At 40.7% G+C, this 20053-nt stretch carries 19 protein-coding genes; 1 reads left to right on the top strand and 18 read right to left on the bottom strand.

Annotation, left to right across the window (positions count from 1 at the left end; translation table 11 throughout):
- Positions 1-26: 26 nt before the first annotated feature.
- Positions 27-1235 (top strand): GTPase HflX, encoded by a 1209-nt coding sequence (hflX, locus tag AC6JAD_RS04920; protein WP_461302252.1) that lies wholly within the window; start codon positions 27-29, stop codon positions 1233-1235.
- 90 nt (positions 1236-1325) lie between these two features.
- Here hflX and AC6JAD_RS04915 read toward each other — a convergent pair whose 3' ends face one another.
- The 18 genes from AC6JAD_RS04915 to AC6JAD_RS04830 form a co-directional block, all read right to left on the bottom strand.
- Positions 1326-2249, bottom strand: a complete 924-nt coding sequence (locus AC6JAD_RS04915) for a DUF3078 domain-containing protein (RefSeq protein WP_461302253.1) — start codon at positions 2247-2249, stop codon at positions 1326-1328.
- Between the two features lie 109 nt (positions 2250-2358).
- Positions 2359-2868, bottom strand: coding sequence for a DUF2480 family protein (locus tag AC6JAD_RS04910; protein ID WP_461302254.1), 510 nt, complete (start codon positions 2866-2868; stop codon positions 2359-2361).
- Between the two features lie 421 nt (positions 2869-3289).
- The gene (locus AC6JAD_RS04905; protein ID WP_461302255.1) at positions 3290-3613 is read right to left on the bottom strand and encodes an SUF system Fe-S cluster assembly protein; all 324 of its coding nucleotides are present in this window, start codon (positions 3611-3613) and stop codon (positions 3290-3292) included.
- 6 nt (positions 3614-3619) lie between these two features.
- A complete protein-coding gene (locus tag AC6JAD_RS04900; RefSeq protein ID WP_461302256.1) occupies positions 3620-4054 on the bottom strand; it encodes a SufE family protein in 435 nt (144 codons plus the stop codon).
- Positions 4041-4475 carry an META domain-containing protein gene (locus AC6JAD_RS04895; protein WP_461302257.1) on the bottom strand — a complete coding sequence of 145 codons (435 nt, stop codon included), beginning with the start codon at positions 4473-4475 and terminating at the stop codon, positions 4041-4043. Before AC6JAD_RS04895 ends, AC6JAD_RS04900 begins: the two co-directional genes overlap by 14 nt.
- 52 nt (positions 4476-4527) lie before the next feature.
- A complete protein-coding gene (locus tag AC6JAD_RS04890; RefSeq protein ID WP_461302258.1) occupies positions 4528-5745 on the bottom strand; it encodes an aminotransferase class V-fold PLP-dependent enzyme in 1218 nt (405 codons plus the stop codon).
- 13 nt (positions 5746-5758) lie between these two features.
- Positions 5759-7072, bottom strand: coding sequence for a Fe-S cluster assembly protein SufD (gene sufD, locus AC6JAD_RS04885; RefSeq protein ID WP_461302259.1), 1314 nt, complete (start codon positions 7070-7072; stop codon positions 5759-5761).
- A gap of 18 nt (positions 7073-7090) precedes the next feature.
- Complete coding sequence (gene sufC, locus AC6JAD_RS04880; protein ID WP_461302260.1) at positions 7091-7840, bottom strand: Fe-S cluster assembly ATPase SufC; 750 nt, start codon at positions 7838-7840, stop codon at positions 7091-7093.
- A gap of 1 nt (position 7841) precedes the next feature.
- Positions 7842-8249 carry a hypothetical protein gene (locus tag AC6JAD_RS04875; protein ID WP_461302261.1) on the bottom strand — a complete coding sequence of 136 codons (408 nt, stop codon included), beginning with the start codon at positions 8247-8249 and terminating at the stop codon, positions 7842-7844.
- A 21-nt stretch (positions 8250-8270) separates the two neighbouring features.
- On the bottom strand, positions 8271-9719 hold the full coding sequence (gene sufB / locus AC6JAD_RS04870; protein ID WP_461302262.1) for a Fe-S cluster assembly protein SufB: 1449 nt from the start codon (positions 9717-9719) through the stop codon (positions 8271-8273).
- A gap of 15 nt (positions 9720-9734) precedes the next feature.
- The gene (locus tag AC6JAD_RS04865; protein ID WP_461302263.1) at positions 9735-10064 is read right to left on the bottom strand and encodes a HesB/IscA family protein; all 330 of its coding nucleotides are present in this window, start codon (positions 10062-10064) and stop codon (positions 9735-9737) included.
- A 150-nt stretch (positions 10065-10214) separates the two neighbouring features.
- Positions 10215-11288, bottom strand: a complete 1074-nt coding sequence (locus AC6JAD_RS04860; protein WP_461302264.1) for a cytochrome-c peroxidase — start codon at positions 11286-11288, stop codon at positions 10215-10217.
- A 3-nt stretch (positions 11289-11291) separates the two neighbouring features.
- Entirely contained in the window at positions 11292-12104 is an 813-nt protein-coding gene (locus tag AC6JAD_RS04855) for an MbnP family protein (RefSeq protein ID WP_461302265.1), read from the bottom strand.
- Between the two features lie 56 nt (positions 12105-12160).
- Positions 12161-13576 carry a hypothetical protein gene (locus tag AC6JAD_RS04850; protein ID WP_461302266.1) on the bottom strand — a complete coding sequence of 472 codons (1416 nt, stop codon included), beginning with the start codon at positions 13574-13576 and terminating at the stop codon, positions 12161-12163.
- Between the two features lie 12 nt (positions 13577-13588).
- Complete coding sequence (locus tag AC6JAD_RS04845; protein ID WP_461302267.1) at positions 13589-14995, bottom strand: choice-of-anchor B family protein; 1407 nt, start codon at positions 14993-14995, stop codon at positions 13589-13591.
- A gap of 118 nt (positions 14996-15113) precedes the next feature.
- Positions 15114-17033 carry a choice-of-anchor B family protein gene (locus AC6JAD_RS04840; protein WP_461302268.1) on the bottom strand — a complete coding sequence of 640 codons (1920 nt, stop codon included), beginning with the start codon at positions 17031-17033 and terminating at the stop codon, positions 15114-15116.
- 35 nt (positions 17034-17068) lie between these two features.
- Positions 17069-18505, bottom strand: a complete 1437-nt coding sequence (locus AC6JAD_RS04835; protein ID WP_461302269.1) for a choice-of-anchor B family protein — start codon at positions 18503-18505, stop codon at positions 17069-17071.
- A gap of 236 nt (positions 18506-18741) precedes the next feature.
- Positions 18742-19992, bottom strand: coding sequence for a choice-of-anchor B family protein (locus AC6JAD_RS04830; RefSeq protein ID WP_461302270.1), 1251 nt, complete (start codon positions 19990-19992; stop codon positions 18742-18744).
- Between the last annotated feature and the right edge of the window lie 61 nt (positions 19993-20053).

The following is a 20053-nucleotide window of genomic DNA, read 5'->3' as shown; positions in this document are numbered from 1 at the left end:
GTACCTTTGTCCTATTGTAAGGAGTTATGTTAGAAAAACAGGAAATAGAATACGAAAGAACCGTTCTTATAGGTCTTATTACTAGACAACAGGACGAAGATAAGGCAACTGAGTACCTAGATGAATTGGAGTTCTTGGCGTACACGGCTGGTGGGGAGGTGCTCAAGCGTTTTACCCAAAAGATGGACATGCCCAACCCCAAAACTTTTATAGGTACTGGTAAGATGGAGGAAGTCCGCATTTTTGTGGAAGAGAACGATGTAGGGACAGCTATTTTTGATGATGAACTTTCTCCCGCCCAACAAAAGAATATTGAGAAAATCCTTCAATGTAAAATTATTGATAGGACGAACCTTATTCTGGACATTTTTGCACAACGGGCCAAAACGAGTTACGCGCGCACCCAAGTGGAATTGGCACAATATGAGTATTTATTACCACGATTGGCGGGAATGTGGACTCACTTAGAACGGCAACGAGGAGGTATTGGAATGCGCGGACCTGGGGAAACTGAAATTGAAACAGACCGTCGTATAGTGAGGGATCGTATTTCATTGTTGAAGAAAAAACTGGCGACCATCGATAAACAGATGGCCGTGCAAAGGGGAAATCGAGGAGCATTGGTTCGTGTAGCCCTGGTGGGATATACCAATGTAGGTAAATCGACCTTGATGAATGTAATTAGCAAGAGTGATGTTTTTGCAGAGAATAAGCTGTTTGCCACCTTGGATACTACAGTACGAAAAGTAGTCATTGGAAACCTACCGTTTTTATTGAGTGATACCGTAGGTTTTATTAGAAAGTTACCGACCCAGTTGGTGGAATCCTTTAAAAGCACGCTCGATGAGGTGCGGGAGGCCGATTTATTGCTACATGTGGTAGACATTTCCCACCCGTCCTTCGAGGATCATATTGCTTCGGTGAATGCTATCTTGGATGAAATTGATGGAGTGGACAAGCCCACTTTAATGGTTTTCAATAAAATTGATGCGTATGAGCCTGAAATAATTGAGGAGGACGATTTGGTAACGGAGCGTACCAAAGCGCATAATACCATCGAGGATTGGAGAAATACGTATATGAACAAGGAAAATGGCGACGCCATTTTTATCTCTGCTTTAAATAAGGAGAACTTGGATACGTTTAGGAAGATCGTATATGAAAAAGTAAGAAAGATCCATGTAACGAGGTTTCCGTACAATAACTTTCTCTATCCCGAATACATTCAAGAATAAAGAAACCCGATCTGAAGAGATCGGGTTTTTTACTGCAAGGTTGATTGAGTGATTTTCTGAAGAAAATCGTATCGAAATCACCTGTATTTCTTAAATCCCAAAAGTAACACCAATTCCTAGGGCTTCACGAATCTGGAAACCTTTAACCGCATTATCATCGTAAATGGCTTGGAAGGTAGCATTGGCTGTGATCCATTTGTTCACCTTCATCACCAAATTCATGGTATAATCCAAATCTACGTTTTGAGGGTCTTCCAGGTAATTACTGTATAGATTTAATGTGTTTTCCATGGAAATGTCTTCCATTAAATCAAATTTGGCATATGCTCCCAGAGCAGCACCAAATTCAAACCTAGTAGATTCGTTGGCTTCTACACCAAAGTATCCTCCAGCTGCGTTGAAGGCGTCAATTGCAGCCTGATCGTTACCTAAATCAGTAAAGTCGCTACTTACAAAAATTAAACGGGCAGTAGCCGGTGCAATATTTACCTTTAAATTATCATTCTTTTTCCATAGAAAACCAGGTCCTGCTTGCAAATACCCGGGAGAAAGGAATTTGGTAAACTCGGTACGGGTCTCATTCCCATTTTCATCGGTTCCAAAGTTGTATCCTGAGCTAAATTGCGTTCTGAAGTTTAAGAAGAAAGAATAGTACCAATTACTTTCTTTAATCTGACGACCCAAAATCGAGTTCAATTCCAAACGATCATTCGTCTTACGAGTAAATTCTTGGTCCCTTGTTTTGGTAATACCATAATCTGCCATGATACGGTTATCCCAATTCAATTTACCTTTTTTGTAATTGAAATCGTATGCTAAAGTTGCATTCACTGCATAGTTGGAAGTTCCACCTCCGGTCCATTCCGCATTAAATGCTGCTTGGCTAAAAAGCAGGGAAATATTTCCGGCTTTTGTCCATCCATCCTTCGGTCCTTCATCTTCTGGTGCGGCATCCTGTGCACTTATTGCGAAAGGAAGGATACCCATTATAAATACTAATAAAATCTTTTTCATGATATTAAGTTTAGTTCTAGCTGCAAAATTAGCATTTCTTTAATTGAAGGATAAAAAAGAAAGCTCGAAAAGCAGTACTTTCGATTAAAGACAGGGAAAAAACGACAATTTACTTTTTCTTCTTGTAGAGTGGAACAGAAGAACAAGCCTCACCGTACATGATACTTTTAACAATGGGCTGTAGTCGTTGTGCCAATTGTACATAGGCATTGTCAGGAATGTTCTTGTCCGAACACCCTTTAATAATGACAGGCTTCTCTTTGTATTCCTCAATGTTCAAATGGACAATTGCATCCATAAACAGGGCGCTTTCCAATTCTTCTGGAGTGCCGATATGAACTTTGCTGGCGATACCACCCAGTTGTAAAGAGGCTAATAGATATGCCCAACCCGGGATAATGGCATCGGTACCGCAATACAGGGCAACGAAGGTATTTTGGTATTGCTCCCAATCATGATTCTGAATATGCTCCCGATACTCTTTTTCGCGTAAAATAAGACCTTCATAAAGCCAAGCGCTAATGTCAAGACCCATACGCTTGCCGGCAGGGGATAACTCCTCCAGGTCTATAGTGACCAGAGGACTTTTGGCAACTCTATTTACAATTTCCTTTTCCATTGTCTTATTTGTCAAAAAATATTTTGGTCTCCGATATCCCGTCTGAATAGTTTGTAGAAATTACTGCTTTATAGAACCTTGAGGTAACGTTTGTAATTTCGACAGTTAACGTATCAGTTTTTCTTATTTCGTTAGGGTTTTCACCAGATAAAGTAACTTCATCAAATAATAAATAGGTACAATCATCTAACCATTTAATACTGTACCTAACTACACTATTATCCATTGATAGAATTTCTGATTGATATCTACCGGTGCGTTCAATGCGATAGAACTCTCCCTCCATCCCCTCAAAGTTGTCTAATGGAATTATATATGTACCATCCTTTACTTTAGAACAATCAACAGAAGTCATGCATGAGCTCAAGAGCGAGCATATAATTATAACTAAACAAGAAACTAACGGTTTCATTCAATAGCATTACAACATTCCAAGCTCTAATTTGGCTTCTTCGCTCATGAGATCCTGACTCCAGGGTGGGTCGAAGGTGATTTCTACCTCGGCATCCTTTACCAACTTTATGCTCTTTACCTTATCCTCCACTTCTACCGGGAGTGTTTCGGCCACGGGACAATTGGGAGTGGTTAATGTCATCAAGATTTTCACTTCTTGATCCTCGTTTACGAAAACATCATATATCAACCCTAATTCGTAGATGTCTACTGGTATTTCTGGATCGAATATGGTCTTAAGGACCTTTACTATTTTTTCACCTAATTCGGTGGTGTCAACTTCAGTACTCATAACTTTTTATTTTAGTTGCGCTTGGTAGGCAACTGCATATAATTTCATTTGTTTAATCATAGATACCAATCCATTTGCACGAGTAGGGGAAAGGTGCTCTTTTAAACCAATTTCATCAATAAAAGAGGTGTCCGCATGTACTATGCTATCTGGTGTTTGATTGGAAAACGCCCGAATAAGCACCGCAATAATGCCCTTAGTAATTATGGCATCGCTATCGGCGGTGAAAATAATTTTATCACCTTCCAATTCAGAGTGTAGCCATACCTTGCTTTGGCATCCTTTAATTAGTTTGTCTTCAGTTTTAAGATCGGGTTCAATCAAAGGAAGACTTTTTCCCAATTCGATGAGATGTTCGTATTTGTCCATCCAGTCATCGAATAAAGAAAACTCGTCAATCAGTTCTTCCTGTAAGGCTTCTATAGGCCTAGTTTCCTTCATTTCTTTCTTTTCTAGCAATTAACAATTCACTTCGGTCAGATTTCGAATAGAGTGTGAGCATACTATTCTCCAAATCATAGGAACCCGTATTTCTCAAAGCGCTAAGAAATGCATTTTCGACATCCATAATAGGTTGGTCGCATGCCATTTCCGTACTTCCAATATCACTGAATGACAGCGCATATAAATCCAATGTGTAGCTCCCAAAGAAACTGTTGCAGCCGGTATTGCCACGTATGGTCTTATCGAGTGCCACAAACGTAATGGTAGGGGCCTTTTCTGAAACTTCAGTACCACCTATACTGGTAATGGTATAATTCCCGGTGAGATGTACGTTTCCTGCCACGTCAATTACTTTTTTCGTTTCGTCGCAGCTACTTATTAATGCTGCACAGAATAGGATTGCTATTATTTTTTTCATTGCGTTGAAGTTTAGTGTTATGAAAGTCTAAGATACGTAAATATCGTACGCCTTAACTCAACATCATTTTTGCCTTTTTCACTGCATTTACCAGTCGATCAACTTCTTCTATGGTATTGTAAAAGGCAAAAGAAGCCCTAACCGTTCCGGGAATGTTGTAAAAATCCATAATGGGTTGAGCACAATGATGCCCCGTACGTACCGCAATTCCTAACTTATCAACGATAGTGCCAATATCGTAGGGGTGTATCCCGTCTATATTGAAGGAAATCACCGATGTCTTGTCTGGTCCCGTTCCATATATTTTTAAACCTTCAATATGTAGCAGCTCATTGGTGGCATAATCCAGCAGTTCGGCTTCATAGTTGGCAATGGCATCGAAGCCAATTGCATTCAAATAATCCAGGGCAGTTCCAAATCCAATCCCTCCAGCAATATTCGGTGTTCCCGCTTCAAACTTGTGTGGAAGATCGGCATAGGTGGTCTTTTCGAACGTTACCTCTTTAATCATTTCGCCACCGCCTTGGTAGGGGGGAAGCTTACGAAGCCAATCTGTTTTACCATAGAGCATTCCTACTCCGGTCGGGCCACACATTTTATGAGCGGAGGTAACGTAAAAGTCACAATCCAACTTCTGTAAATCGGGCTTTATGTGTGAGCAAGATTGGGCGCCATCTATTAAAACGGCCGCTCCAATTGCATGTGCTTTTTCAATAATTTCCCGAATTGGGTTAATGGTTCCCAAGGCATTCGAGATATGGTTTACGAATACCAATTTTGTATTAGATGAAAGCAATTCCTCGTATCGCGATAGGATGAGTGTTCCGTTTTCATCGATAGGAATTACTTTCAAAATGGCTCCGGTCCGCTCGCACAGCATTTGCCAAGGCACAATATTAGAATGATGCTCTAATGCCGAGACAATGATCTCATCTCCTTTTTTTAGTATTGCGGAGAATCCATTGGCAACCAAATTAATACTATGTGTGGTTCCGGAGGTGAAAATAACCTCATGGGCATGTGCTATATTGAAATGATCCTGGATTGTTTTCCGGGCCTTTTCATAAGCATCTGTAGCTTCTTGTGAAAGGGTATGCACACCACGATGAATATTCGCATTGTAGTGACTGTAATAATGCACTAGGGCGTCTATGACCTGCTGTGGTTTTTGGGATGTGGCTGCATTGTCCAAATACACCAAGGGGTGGCCATTTACCTCACGTTGAAGGATGGGAAAATCCTTTCGTATTTCCTGAACATCGAAGGCCATAAGAAACGTTCTTTTATAGGTTGAACCCTAAATTAACCCCAATTTTATTGGCAATCAATTTGTTGATACGCTGCTTTAGCTCTGGAATTTTAACGCCTTCCAATACATTGTTGGCAAATGCGTACATAAGCAGAGCCCTTGCTTCTTTTTCAGCGATTCCGCGTGAACGCAGATAGAACATAGCATCTTCATCCAATTGTCCGATCGTGCAGCCATGAGAACATTTTACATCGTCGGCAAAAATCTCCAATTGGGGTTTAGAATTACAGGTAGCATTATCGCTAATAAGAATATTGTTATTCTGCTGAAAGGCATCTAATTTTTGCGCTTCTTTCTCTACATATACCTTTCCATTGAAAACTCCAGTGGCCTTATCGTCAAAAATACCTTTGTAGTCTTGATGACTTTCACAGTTAGGCGCAATATGATGTACTAATGTATTATGGTCTACATGTTGCTTGCCTTCTAAAATGGTAATACCATTTAATACAGAATCGCAGTGTTCTCCATGTTGGTAGAAGTTCAGGTTATTCCTGGTTAATTTTCCACCAAAAGAGAAGGTATGCACTTTACAAATGCTATCGCGTTCTTGCTTAATATGGGTGTGGTCTATAAGGGAGGCGGTGATACGGTCATTCTGGATTTTATAATAATCTAAAAAGGCTCGTTTCTCAGCAAAAATTTCGGTTACCGAATTAGTTAGTACGGCATTGTCAGAAAGACTCTGATGACGCTCAATAATCTGGACATGTGCATTCTCTTCAACCACAATTAGGTTTCGCGGTTGCAAGAACATGGCTGCCTCATTTCCCGTAGCAAAATTGATTACCTCGATGGGTTTTTCAACTTCGGTATGTTTGGGGATGTAGATATAGGCTCCTTCCTTGGCAAAAGCCGTGTTCAATGAAATAAGACTGCTATCCTTGGCTACCTTATTGTAATAGGCCTCAATAACTGGCTTATATTTATCCTTGCTCAATGCAGCGGACAACAGACATACATCTATGCCATCATGTGTGGTTTCGGATAAAAAAGAACTGTATACACCATCTACAAAGACTACTTTATAGGTATCTACGTCGTGAAGAAAATATTTCTTCACATCTTTTATTTCCAGTGTGTTTTCCTTTTTAGGAAAAATACTGTAATCCTGTTTCAACAAACTGTTTAATGAGGTATACTTCCATTCTTCTTCCTTTTTTGAAGGAAAACCCTGGTCCTCAAAATTTTTGATTGCCTGCGACCTAAGATCATGAATGGGAGAGTCTACTTCCAGATGATCTTCGAAAGCCAAATAGGACGATAATAATTTTTCTTTTAAGCTCATGTGAGTCTTCGATTAGCGTTACACCAATTCTTCCTTAATCCAATCGTATCCTTTTTCCTCTAATTCGTAGGCAAGCTCTTTCGAACCTGATTTCACGATTTTGCCATCCATCAATACGTGAACATAATCTGGAACGATATAATCCAACAAACGCTGGTAATGCGTAATCACAATTACCGCATTATCGTCGCTTTTCAGTTTGTTTACTCCATTGGCCACGATTTTCAGGGCATCGATATCCAGACCGGAATCGGTTTCATCCAAAATAGCCAGTTTGGGTTCCATCATAGCCATTTGAAAAATCTCATTTCGTTTCTTTTCACCTCCTGAGAAGCCTTCATTCAAGGATCGGGATAGGAACTTTCGGTCAATTTCCAAAAGATCTGCTTTTTCCTTTATTTTTTTCAGCATTTCTCCAGCTGGCATATCCTCTAAGCCCTTGGCCTTGCGAGTCTCATTAATGGCTGTTTTAATAAAGTTGGTTACAGAAACACCAGGAATTTCTACAGGATATTGAAACGAAAGAAAAACACCTTTGTGGGCGCGCTCTTCCGGATCCATTTCAGAAATGTCGTCTCCGTTCAACAATACATCCCCTTCAGTGATTTCAAATTCTTCCTTTCCGGCAACCACAGCGGCAAATGTACTTTTACCTGATCCATTAGGACCCATAATTGCATGTACCTCGCCTGCTTTTACCTCTAGGTCGATTCCTTTCAGGATGTTTTTTTCCTCTACGCTTGCGTGCAAGTTTTTTATGTGTAGCATATTAACTTTTCTTTTCTTCAATTTTTATGTCAGCTTTCGCTGGGGTATCACTTACCGTGACAATTTCTTTTATGGTTAAGATGTCTTCCCAACCTTCTTCACCTTCGGGTTTTTTGCTTAAAATTCCTTTTACCACAACAGGAACCATGTCGAACTCTTCTTTTTTAGCAGGTGCGACACGTTTTGACAATTCCTCGGCCATTTCATCCAAGGTAACGCCATAAATAAAATTATTTCCCTTAAGCACTGCACCATCTGCCAAGTAAATGAATTCACCGCTATACATGCTGTATTCATTTTCAAGTAGTTTAGGGGTGTCTTCTTGTGCAGCAGATTTTTCTTCAGAATTTTTACATGAAAAAAGAACTGTGGCCAAAGCGAAAGTGAGAAGTAAAAGTGTTTTTTTCATTATATGGTTGTTTTTTGATGATTATCCTACAGAACCTTCAAGGCTTATTTCCAGTAATTTTTGTGCTTCCACTGCAAATTCCATCGGTAACTTATTCAACACTTCCTTGCTGAATCCATTTACGATAAGTGCAATGGCTTTTTCGGTATCGATTCCACGCTGGTTACAGTAAAAAATTTGATCTTCTCCAATTTTACTTGTAGTGGCTTCGTGCTCTATCTGGGCTGTTTTGTTATTGGCCTCGATATATGGAAAGGTATGCGCACCACATTTATTCCCCATAAGCAACGAGTCACATTGGGAGAAGTTTCTTGCATTGTCTGCCCTTGAACTGATTTTTACCAATCCACGGTAACTGTTTTGGGACTTTCCAGCCGATATTCCCTTAGAAATGATCGTACTCTTGGTGTTTTTGCCAAGGTGAATCATTTTGGTGCCTGTGTCGGCCTGCTGAAAATTATTGGTAACCGCGATAGAATAGAATTCCCCAATGGAGTTATCTCCTTTAAGCACGCAACTTGGATATTTCCAGGTCACCGCACTTCCGGTTTCTACTTGCGTCCATGATATTTTTGCGTTCTTCTCGCAAATACCTCTTTTTGTCACGAAGTTGAACACCCCACCTTTTCCTTCTTTATCACCAGGAAACCAGTTTTGTACCGTAGAGTACTTAATTTCGGCATCGTCTAGGGCGATAAGTTCTACCACTGCGGCATGCAATTGGTTTTCATCCCTTGAGGGAGCTGTACATCCTTCTAGATAACTTACATAACTTCCTTCATCTGCAATGACCAAGGTGCGCTCAAATTGTCCTGTACCGGCCTGATTAATCCTGAAATAGGTGGATAACTCCATAGGGCAACGCACCCCTTTCGGGATGTAGCAAAAAGAACCGTCACTAAAGACGGCACTGTTAAGGGCCGCATAGAAATTGTCTTTCTGTGGTACTACCGATCCAATATATTTTTGAACTAATTCTGGATGTTCTCTTATGGCTTCGGAAATAGAACAGAAAATTATTCCTTTCTCGGCCAAGGTGTCTTTGAAGGTAGTTGCAACAGAAACGGAATCCATTACGATATCAACTGCCACCCCTGCCAGTTTCTTTTGCTCTTCTAGGGAGATTCCTAGCTTGTTGAAAGTTTCCAACAATTCTGGATCTACTTCGTCAATACTGTCGTATTTGGGTTTGGTAGAAGGTGCCGAATAATAGGAAATGTTTTGAAAGTTTGGTTTTTCGTAGGTAACGTTGGCCCATTCTGGCTCTTCCATTTCCTGCCAAATTCGGAACGCTTCCAATCTCCAATCGGTCATCCATTCGGGCTCATTTTTCTTTTTGGAAATGGCACGAACGATGTCTTCGTCAAGACCCACCGGAAAAGTTTCCGATTCAATGTCGGTATAGAAACCGTACTCGTATTCTTTGGTCTCGAGTTCTTTTTTTAAGTCGTCTTCTGTAAATTTTCCCATTTCTTGAGCCGCTATTTATAATGAAAAACTTTCTCCACAGCCGCAGGTTCTATTGGCATTGGGGTTGTTAAAAACAAACCCTTTTCCATTAAGTCCGCCGCTGTATTCCAAGGTGGTGCCCACTAGGTATAGAAAGCTTTTTTTGTCCACAATTATTTTGACAAGGTTGTCTTCGAAAAGTTTGTCGGAATCCATTTGTTTATTGTCGAAATTCAATTCGTACGACAAACCGGAACAACCACCACTCTTAACGCCCACGCGAACAAAATCCTGCGCAACATCAAAACCTTCTTCGGCCATCAATTGGGAAATCTTGCTTTTTGCACTTTCGCTAACCTTTATCATTTATATAGAGTTATTCTAAATTAGGACTGCAAATATACTGCAAATAGCATTTGAAACCATGTGCATAATACATTAAAAGCTTATGCCGTGATAGATTTAAGTAATAATTAACAAGTGGGTAAAAAGTGCGAAATTAGGCTGTGAATAGGCCTATTCCTGAAAATCCGGATTGTCGATGAAACTCTCATCGGATAGGGTTAGCAGAAAAGCCTTTAGATCGGCCTTGTCACTTTCGGTCATCTGTGCACCACCGGTAGAGACATTTTTCATTAGGGGATCAATGGTTTCAGAAAAAACCAAACCTTCGCTATAATGGTTGATAACCTCTTCTATCGTTCCGAAACGTCCATCGTGCATGTATGGGGCCGTAAAGGCAAGGTTTCTTAAACTGGGCGACTTAAAATGGCCAAATTCACGGGGATCACCAGAGAATCCACCAAGGCCTAAGTCTGTAATTATTTCGTCCATTCCATTATTGTGGAAGATGTTATCCGTCCATAGTGGATTTGCTGGAAGGCCATGACAATGGAAACAATCACCTCTTCCTTCGTCTAAAAATACATTAAGACCATTTGCCTCTTCTTCAGTTAACTCGACAAGCCCCAATTGAAAACGATCAAATTTGGAATTCGCAGAGACCAAAGTTCTCAAGAACTGTGCAATAGCTTTGCTTACATTTACCGAATCTACGGTGCTTGTACCAAATGCTTGCTCAAAGAGTTCTGGGTACTCTGCATCATCCTGCAAGGTATTCTCCACATTGGGCCAGGTATTGGCCATTTCATTGGGATCTACAACAGGATTAAAAATTTGTGCTTCAAGGGAAAGGGCGCGTCCATCCCAAAAGAATTTGTTTTCGAAATTCCAAGCGATATTAAATAGAGGCATGGAATGTCTACTTCCCGGATTTCCATTAATTCCTAAACTGAATCTTCTTGGATCGGAGAACGCATTTTCGGGCCTATGACAATCGGCACAGGCTTGTGTTCCATTTCCTGACAAAGCGGGATCGAAAAACAGTTTCTTTCCGAGTGCGATTCCTTCTTCGGTAAGCGGATTGTCCTCAGGAATTACTGGAGGCAATAATTTACCCTGAAATACTTCAGGGATTTCTAAAGTTACTGGAGTAGGAGTGTATGTAGGTCCATTATCATCGCTATCCTCACATGAGGACAAAATGACCATTAGCATACATACACCCAAAAATCTCCAGTAGTTTTTCATGTTTTAGTCTTCAGTAACAACAGTTCCCAAACTGAATACACCAGCAGAACCGTTTTCGTTCATATCTAATTGTGCCTCATAATTAGGCATTAATACGGTGAACCACATGTTAAGATCCCAAGTGTTTGGGTTTACAAACCACTCGGCCACGTCCATTTGTACCTCAACAGAGGTTGTGCTTCCTACACTTACCGTTCCTAGGCTTACCACAAAAGAAGTGTCTGTTAATTCATCTAAAGTCCCGGGCCCTGGAGGCAATGTAGTATGACTGTTTGCTCTAATTGTGTGGTACTGGAAGTTTTCCGTAGCACCAATACTATTCACATAAGTACCTTCCATACGCATGTAGTGGTATCCGCCTCCTAAAGGATCTGGAACACCCCATCCGCCGTCGGCAGTATTCAAATCTTCATAGCCGCCAGCAGCGTCGTTGTCTTCATCATTGAAGCCAAATGTAAGAGAGACTGTATAATCCCCTTTTGGAAGTTCAATGTTAGGTGTAAAGTCGATACCGCTTCCGGTACGTGCATTTACCAAATTGTAATCTCCACCAGTGTACACGGTTCCGTCGGCAGCAGTAAATGTAACGTCCGAAATTAAATATACCAGTTTAGACAACATAAGGCTTTCTCCATTCGCATTGGTATACGAAGTAGTTTCATAATCGGCATTTTCAATGGATGTTCCATCGAAATTATGGGTAAATTTAAAGTCAACAGTTACATTACTCGGCGTAGATGAATCGTCATCATTATTACAACCTATGAATAATGCTGTTGCCACAAATAGCATAGCAATCTTTTTCAAATTTTTCATTTCTTCTTTTTCAATTTATGGGTTAAGGTTTATTTTATGTAGTAAGCTTAGGGTGTCTATTTGATTTTCGCAATCATTAAGTCTTTTATTCCCTTGTTTAGGGTAATATCACCGTCATTACTGTCGGTTTCACCCACAAGAATGAGTTTGTTGTCAGTAGTTTCCATGGCGCCATTTCCGAAGTCTAAATCAGATCCACCAAGGTTCATTTCGAACTGTGGCACTCCACTTTCGTTAATGACCAGAAGCCAAGCGTCATTCTGACCGTTATTTTCTGCAACGTCTCCATCGGTACTTCTTGAAGAACCAGCTAGGACATATTTGCCCCCTGCCATGGCATCGATACTTTGTGCAGAGTCGAATTGTGTTCCGCCATAAGTTCGTTCCCATATCATAGCTCCATTGGAACTGGAAAGCTTTACGGCCCACAGATCGGCATTTCCTTTAAGATTGGAAATATCCTGATCATTACTTCGGGTGTCTCCTACAAAAATGTAATTGCCATCTGCAGTTTCCGTCATGTTGAAACCATTATCGATCTCTGATCCACCAAAGGACTTGTCCCATAGTATTTCACCGGCAGCATTTATTTTAATAACCCAGTAGTCGTAAGAGCCTCGCGGGTTAGAAATGTCGAAATCTCCACTCTCTGCAGCTCCAGCGAGTAAAAATCCTCCGTCCGATGTTTGTAGGGCATCATAGGCACGGTCATTATTGGTGCCGCCAAAATAACGCCTCCATTCTTTGTTACCGTTAGCGTCCAATTTAATTCCCCAGTATTCGCCAAGGCCATGCAAATTGTTGCGATTGCCCTCTTTGTCACCGGGAATAAGATCATCACCAGCACCACCACTACCAGCCAGATCAAGAAATCCAACAGCGAAATAACCGCCGTCACTGGTTTGGGTTACACTAAGGCCTTGTTCGCCCCCTAGGAATCCGTGGTGTGTTTCCCATTGCAGGTTACCAGCACCATCAATTTTTACAATCCAGATGTCCTGAAAGCCTTCATTTCCTCCTACGTCACCATCACTACTACGGCTATATCCAATTAAGATATAACCTCCATCATCGGTTTTGTTAAGCGAGTAACCTTCATCATCATTGCTGCCTCCGTACGTTTTACTCCAAACTTTTTCCCCTTGTGGAGTTAACTTTAATACCCAGAAATCATAACTAGGGTCGGACTTATCGGTAATATCACCGTCGGTACTTTTGGTAGAGCCAATAATGACATAGCTGCCATCATCTGCCTGAACCACGTCGTTTGCTTCGTCGATATTGCTACCTCCGAAGGTCTTGACATAATCAATTTCTCCAAGAAATCCAGAAGGGTCCGGATCTGGGTCTGGATCTGGGTCTGGATCTACGACAGTATCGTCGGAGGGAGCGTCATCCCCACCACAAGAGGTGGAGATGATACCGGCCCAGACCGTAAGGGTTAGTAATAGGATTAATTTTTTCTTTTTCAATAGCATATTATATTATTTTACGACCAATCGCTTGGTGGTAGAATTATTTATCTTAACAAGATACATTCCTGTGTTTAAACTAGAAATATTGATTGTTTCGGACAAACTTGAAGTATAGGTGTTTTCCATCACTCTTTGTCCTAGAACATTGAAGATTTCCACCTTGGCAATTCCTTCACTATCTGAAGAAACAGTCAATCTATTGGTTGCTGGATTCGGGTATATTGAGAATAGGTTTTGATCTAAATCGGTAATACCTAAAGTAGACTCTTTTACAATTGTAAATCCGGCGTCTCCACTAATCACGATGTTTCCACTAGCAAAGAATGGGTAAACATTCCAAGCTCCTGAAAAATTGGTATTGGTATTGGCAGGGAAGGTGTCGAAATAACCAAGTAGCGTAATATTGTCGTTAGCAAGGTCGCTAATATCTAATACGCGCATTCCTGCAGAGTAATTGGATAAATAGAATTTATCCCCTACAACATATCCATTATGATCGATAGCAGCGGTATCACCTAAATATGCAAAATCATATAATGGGTTATCTAAGTCTGTCATGTCAAAAACAATCGTACGGGTATTAAATCCAAAATCACTTTCATCTCCTTCATCTCCTAAAATGAAATACGTCTGATCTTCTGTAAACCATCCTTGGTGTGTGTATCCTACATTTGGATAGTTCGTTGACGCTAATGGAATTGGATTGGTTTTATCTGTAATATCAACTACTACTACTTCATTGGCATTACTTCCAATCATGATTTCTTTACCAACATGTTCCGTATCAGGACCATTGTATACAACCATCTGTGCATCGTGGCTATAGGCATCTAAACTGTAACCTCCTTCGAAAATAGGATTGGTTGGGTCTTGAATATTCAAAAAGATAGGTCCTCCATTAAATAGACTGGTTCCTACCGGATAAGCATATCCTGTTTCCTCATTTATTACAATGTTGTGGGCACTACCAAAACTATCCTCGTGTGCATCTTCTGTAAAAGTTTCTGGTGGGCTAGCCACACTTCTTAAACGGGTTAAATCGAATACCTGCATTCCATGACCACCTGCTTCACTTACAATAAAAGCATGGTTTTGGTATACTTTTACATCTCTCCAAGTACTGCTGGAAGTATGAGTGGGAAGTTTCCCTAAATATATTGGGTTGGTTGGGTCTGACATGTCTATGAACGCAGTTCCATTGGTCAGTCCAATGATTCCGTATTCTTTACCGTCCTGTGGGTCTGTCCATCCCCAGGAGTCATTGGCTCCGCCAGCTCCCATTGTTGTATTGGTAATTCTTCCCTGTAGATCATAACCGTCGCACGGGAAAGCTCCTGCTATACCACCCTCGCAAGGAGTTTGGGCAAGCATAATGGAAGTTGCTAAAAGCATGAAGGCTGAAGTAATTTTTTTCATCTAAAATATATTTAAGGTTTTTACTAAGTGTATTAAAAGGTAATAACTAAACCATAACGAAAAATGCTATGGTTTAGTTTATTTTCCTTGAATTTTTATCAAATTTACAACTAAAGTCTTATTTCTTTAAGATTCTTTTAGTTATAAGGTTGTTAATGTTCACAAAATAGATTCCCTCAGCAAAGGAAGAAATCGTGATATTTTGTCTCTCAACATCAATATTGCTTACAGATAACAGTTGCTTTCCTGTGATATCATAGATAACGATATTGTTTATGTTTTCATTTTCTGAAACTACAGTGATCTCATCACTTGAAGGATTCGGGAAAATCGAAATTCCTTCTTCCAAGAAAGCTTCCGAAACGCCAAGTGGGGCATCGACATCTATTACGAACGAACAGTTTTGTGTGTTCCCCTCGTCGTCAGTAGTTTCGAAAGAGATCGTGTGTGTTCCTATTGCCAATTCGGTCCCGGCAACGGGATCTTGAGTAATGGTTAAGCTTGATGTGCAATTGTCTACTGCAACCACATCACCACTGGCTAGGTAATCGGGAAGGGTATAGGTGTTCGTGGTCGAATCTGCCACTACAGTCTCATCCTGATGGCAATCTGTAAAGTTTGGAGCCATAGAATCCTCTACCGTAATGGTAGCGGTACATGTATCCGTATTTCCAGAAGGATCTGTAACCGTAACCGTAACCACATGATCCCCTAGGTCATTACAATCGAAGGTGTTCTGGCTAAGGGTTACCGTAAAGGAACCGCTGTCATCACTAGATCCTCCGTCTACGTCACTTCCAGAAACGATAATTTGTCCGTTATTGTCCAGTGCTGCTGTAAAGTCTTGGCACACTGCGACAGGATCGGTACCATCTGGAGCCGAAGCTTTTACTAGGAAAAACCCTCTGTTAATGTCACTAATCACAATATTTCCACTTCCAAAGTAAGGATATACACTCCATGCCCCATCAAAACTGGCGCTATTACTTGGAGGATATGAATCGAATGAACCTTCTTCCGTAATAGTGCCACTTGCAATATTGGTAAGGTCTATTACGCGAAGTCCAGCTCGGTAATTTGCCATATAATACTTGTTCCCTTTTACGTATCCATTATGATCAATAGCGGCAGTGGGTCCAGTATAGCTGAAATGAAATTGCGGGTTGTCAAGATCATTGAAATCGAACACAACGGTTCTTGTGTTAAATCCAAAATTCAGTTCGTCTGTCTCATCACCCAAAAGGAAATACCTTTGGTCTTCAGTAAACCATCCTTGGTGTGTATACCCTACATTTCCATAGGAGATAGATGAAATGTTTTGTGGGCTCGATTTATCAGTGATATCTACGATTACCACCTCATTTTCATTGCTTCCAATCATGATTTCCCTTCCGGTATAATCTGAGTCTGGACCGTTATAGGTAACTACTTGTGCGTCGTGGCTGTAAGCATCCATTGAATAACCTCCCTCACTTGTTGGGTTTAGTGGGTTTTGAATGTTTATAAAAACAGGACCACCGTTGAAAAGGCTGGTTCCTACAGGGTAAGCATATCCAGTGTCTTCATTGATGACGATGTTATGAGCACTTCCAAATCCATTGTAATGTGCGTCTTCAGTAAAAGTCTCTGGCGGGCTGCTTACGCTTCTTAAGCGAGTAAGGTCGAACACTTGCATTCCGTGTCCACCTGCTTCACTTACTACAAATGCGTGGTCGTTGTACACTTTAATGTCTCTCCAAGAACTGCTACTGGTATGAGTAGGTAGTTTTCCCAAATATACTGGGTTTACGGGGTCTGAAACATCGATAAATGCAGTTCCATTATTCAATCCAATAATGGCATATTCTTTACCATCAAGGGCATCTGTCCATCCCCAAGAGTCATTTCCTGAGCCGGCACTAAGACCACCTAAATCAATATGCGATTGTAAATCATAACCATTACAAGGATAAGATCCAGCAGATCCTCCCGAGCATGGTGTTTGGGCAACGGCACACTGAATGGTAGCGGCCGCAAATAGAAAAAGTAGGTTTTTCATGAGTAATTTAATATTAGGGTTCTAATTGGTGAATTTTATTGTTTAACTATTTTCTTGGTTGTCTGGTTGTTGATATTCACATAGTAAATACCTGTTGAAAGCGATGAAATGTTCAATGTTTCTGTAGTATTTCCTGAAGTGGTTTTCTGAATCAATTGCTGTCCAAGGACATCGTATACTGCGATAGAATTTATGCCAGCATTTTGAGTTTGGACCGTAATGCTATTTTGGGCTGGATTAGGGTACAACGCCAATTGGCTTTCTAACACTTGTTCTTCTGTTCCTAAGGACGATTCGCGAATGATGTGCATTCCTCCCAGGTAACTTGCATCTGCATATTGAAGTGAGGTTAAAAGAATGTTCCCACTTCCAAAATAAGGATATACATTCCATGCGCCGTCATATCCAGCTGTATCGTTGTTTGGGTAAATATCGAAATAACCGATCTCGGACATATTTCCATTTTCGATATCCGAAATATCTACCACGCGAAGCCCAGCTTTGTAATTGGCCAAATAAAAACGATCTCCTTTTACATATCCGTTATGATCGGTTGCAGAAGTTGGCCCACTATAATCAAAATGATGCTGTGGATTGTCCAAGTCTGTAAAGTCGAAAATTACAGTTCTTGTGTTAAAACCGAAATCCAATTCATCTATTTCGTCACCAAGAATGAAATACGTGTGATCATCTGTCATCCACCCCTGATGGGTATATGAAATATTTGAATAACCAATAGTAGCTATGGTCACAGGATTGGATTTGTCGGTAATATCGGCAATTACTACTTCGTTGGTATTGCTACCAATATAAATTTCCTTGCCTGTGTAATCCGCATCTGGGCCATTGTAAGTAATGACTTGGCCATCATGACTGTAGCCGCTAACACTGTAGCCACCAGCACCCACCGGATTTAATGGGTCCGAAAGATCAATAAAATGGGGTCCTCCACCATATGTGCTGGTTCCGACGCCATAAGCATACGCCTCACTTTCATTTACTACCAAATTATGTGCATCGCCAAAGCCTCCGTAATGAGCATCTTCCGTAAAAGTTTCTGGTGCACTGGTTACATTTCTCAGTCTGGTTAGATCGAAAACCTGCATTCCATGACCTGGCGCTTCACTTACGACAAGGGCATAATGGTCATATACCTTCACATCCCTCCAAAGACTGGAATCTGTATGAGTTGGAAGTTTTCCCAAATACACAGGACTCACAGGATCTGAAATGTCTACAAATGCCACTCCGTTGTTCACACCAACAATAGCATATTCCTTACCGTCTTGTGGATCTGTCCACCCCCAAGAATCGTTAGCATTGGATGCCCCAAAAGTAGTCCATGGAATGAACGACATGAGATCATACCCGTTACATGGATAAGTTCCGGCCATTCCTCCTACACACGGGGTTTGTGCTACTGCAGTAAAAGAAAGGGCTAGGATAGCTAGCGGAAGTAAAGCTTTTTTCATTGTGCGATTTTTAAAATGCGACCAAATCTAACAAAATAAACCGAGCAAAAGCGTTAAATACCTATATATATAGCCTCTTTATGAGATTTTTAGGAGTCTCTAGACCCGCAAAAAAGGGTAAACTTTTGTCAGGAAATGCCACTTTAGGGCAATATTTATGTGTTCTTGGGTAATCGAAGCGCATAGATATGAGAAAAAAAGAAGAAAAACTATGAGAAGTATCATAGTAGGAAACACTAATTTTTTCTAACAATAAAGAGGCCTTTATCCAAATCGCTAAGTGCTATATTACCGCTATCGAAAAAAGGATATACATTCCAAACACCATCGAAACTTGCACCATTATTGATTGGAAAAGTATCGAAGTGACCTGTTTCAATCATTTCTTGATTCGCAATATTGGAAATGTCCATAACCCGCATTCCTCCCGTGTAATTTGCTTGGTAGAATAAATTGCCTTTGGTGTACCCATTATGGTCTATGGAAGAGGTTACCCCAAAATAGTTGAAATGTAATTGGGGATTGTCCAAATCCAACAAATCAAGTACAACGGTCCGTGTATTGAAACCGAAGTCAATTTCATCGAATTCGTCCCCCAATAAGAAATATCGCTGGTCCTCGGTAAACCAACCCTGATGCGTAAATCCTGTTTGCAAATAGGTTTGAGTCGCAATGGTCTGCGGATTGGATTTGTCCGAAACATCCACGATCACAAATTTATTCTCGTTGCTCCCAAAGAGAATCTCTTTACCGATATGATCCGTATCCGGTCCGTTATAAGTAATTACTTGGGCGTCGTGACAGTACCCCTCGAATGAAAAACCACCTTCATCGACTGGGTTCAATGGGTTTTGAATGTTTACAAAATGTGGGCCTCCGTCAAATGTATTTCCTCCAACCGCGTAGGCGTAACCAGTATCTTCGTTGATGATAATATTATGCATACCTCCAAAATTTGTGAAATGAGCATCCGTGTCAAATGTCACAGGAGGATTTTCTACATCCCTGAGACGAGCCAGATTAAAAACTTGCATTCCATGATCGGTTCCCTGGCTTACAATAAAAGCATGGTCGTTGTACACTTTTATATCCCTCCATGGATTATTGAAAGAAGAGGATGGGAGCTTGCCCAAATACAGTGGGTTTTCGGGATTCGATATATCGATAAAGGCCGTACCATTTGTTAACCCTAGTATTACATACTCCTTAGAGGTCATTGGGTCTGTCCAGCCCCACGAATCGTTTGCGTTTTGGGCATCAAAAAATGAAATAGGAATATGGCTTACAAGATCATAACCAAAACAATCGAAATGGCCAGCTTTTCCATTCATGCAGGGAGTGAATGAAAGCATGGCACTCGGATCATAGGCAATTGGGTCCTCATCATTGTTGCCACTTCCATCATTTGCAGATGAGGTCCCGGTATCGTCACTAGAACAGGATATTAGCAACACTGCAATGAGTGCTAAATAAAGATTCTTTTTCATATTCCCTAAGATAGCTTTTTTGTTCAATTGATTTTCTTACCAAGTAGTTAAACTTGCATGT

The sequence above is a fragment of the Aureisphaera sp. genome (assembly GCF_059726885.1).
The sequence above is the reverse complement of the archived record's forward strand: the minus strand, read 5'-3'. Positions and strand labels throughout refer to the sequence as shown.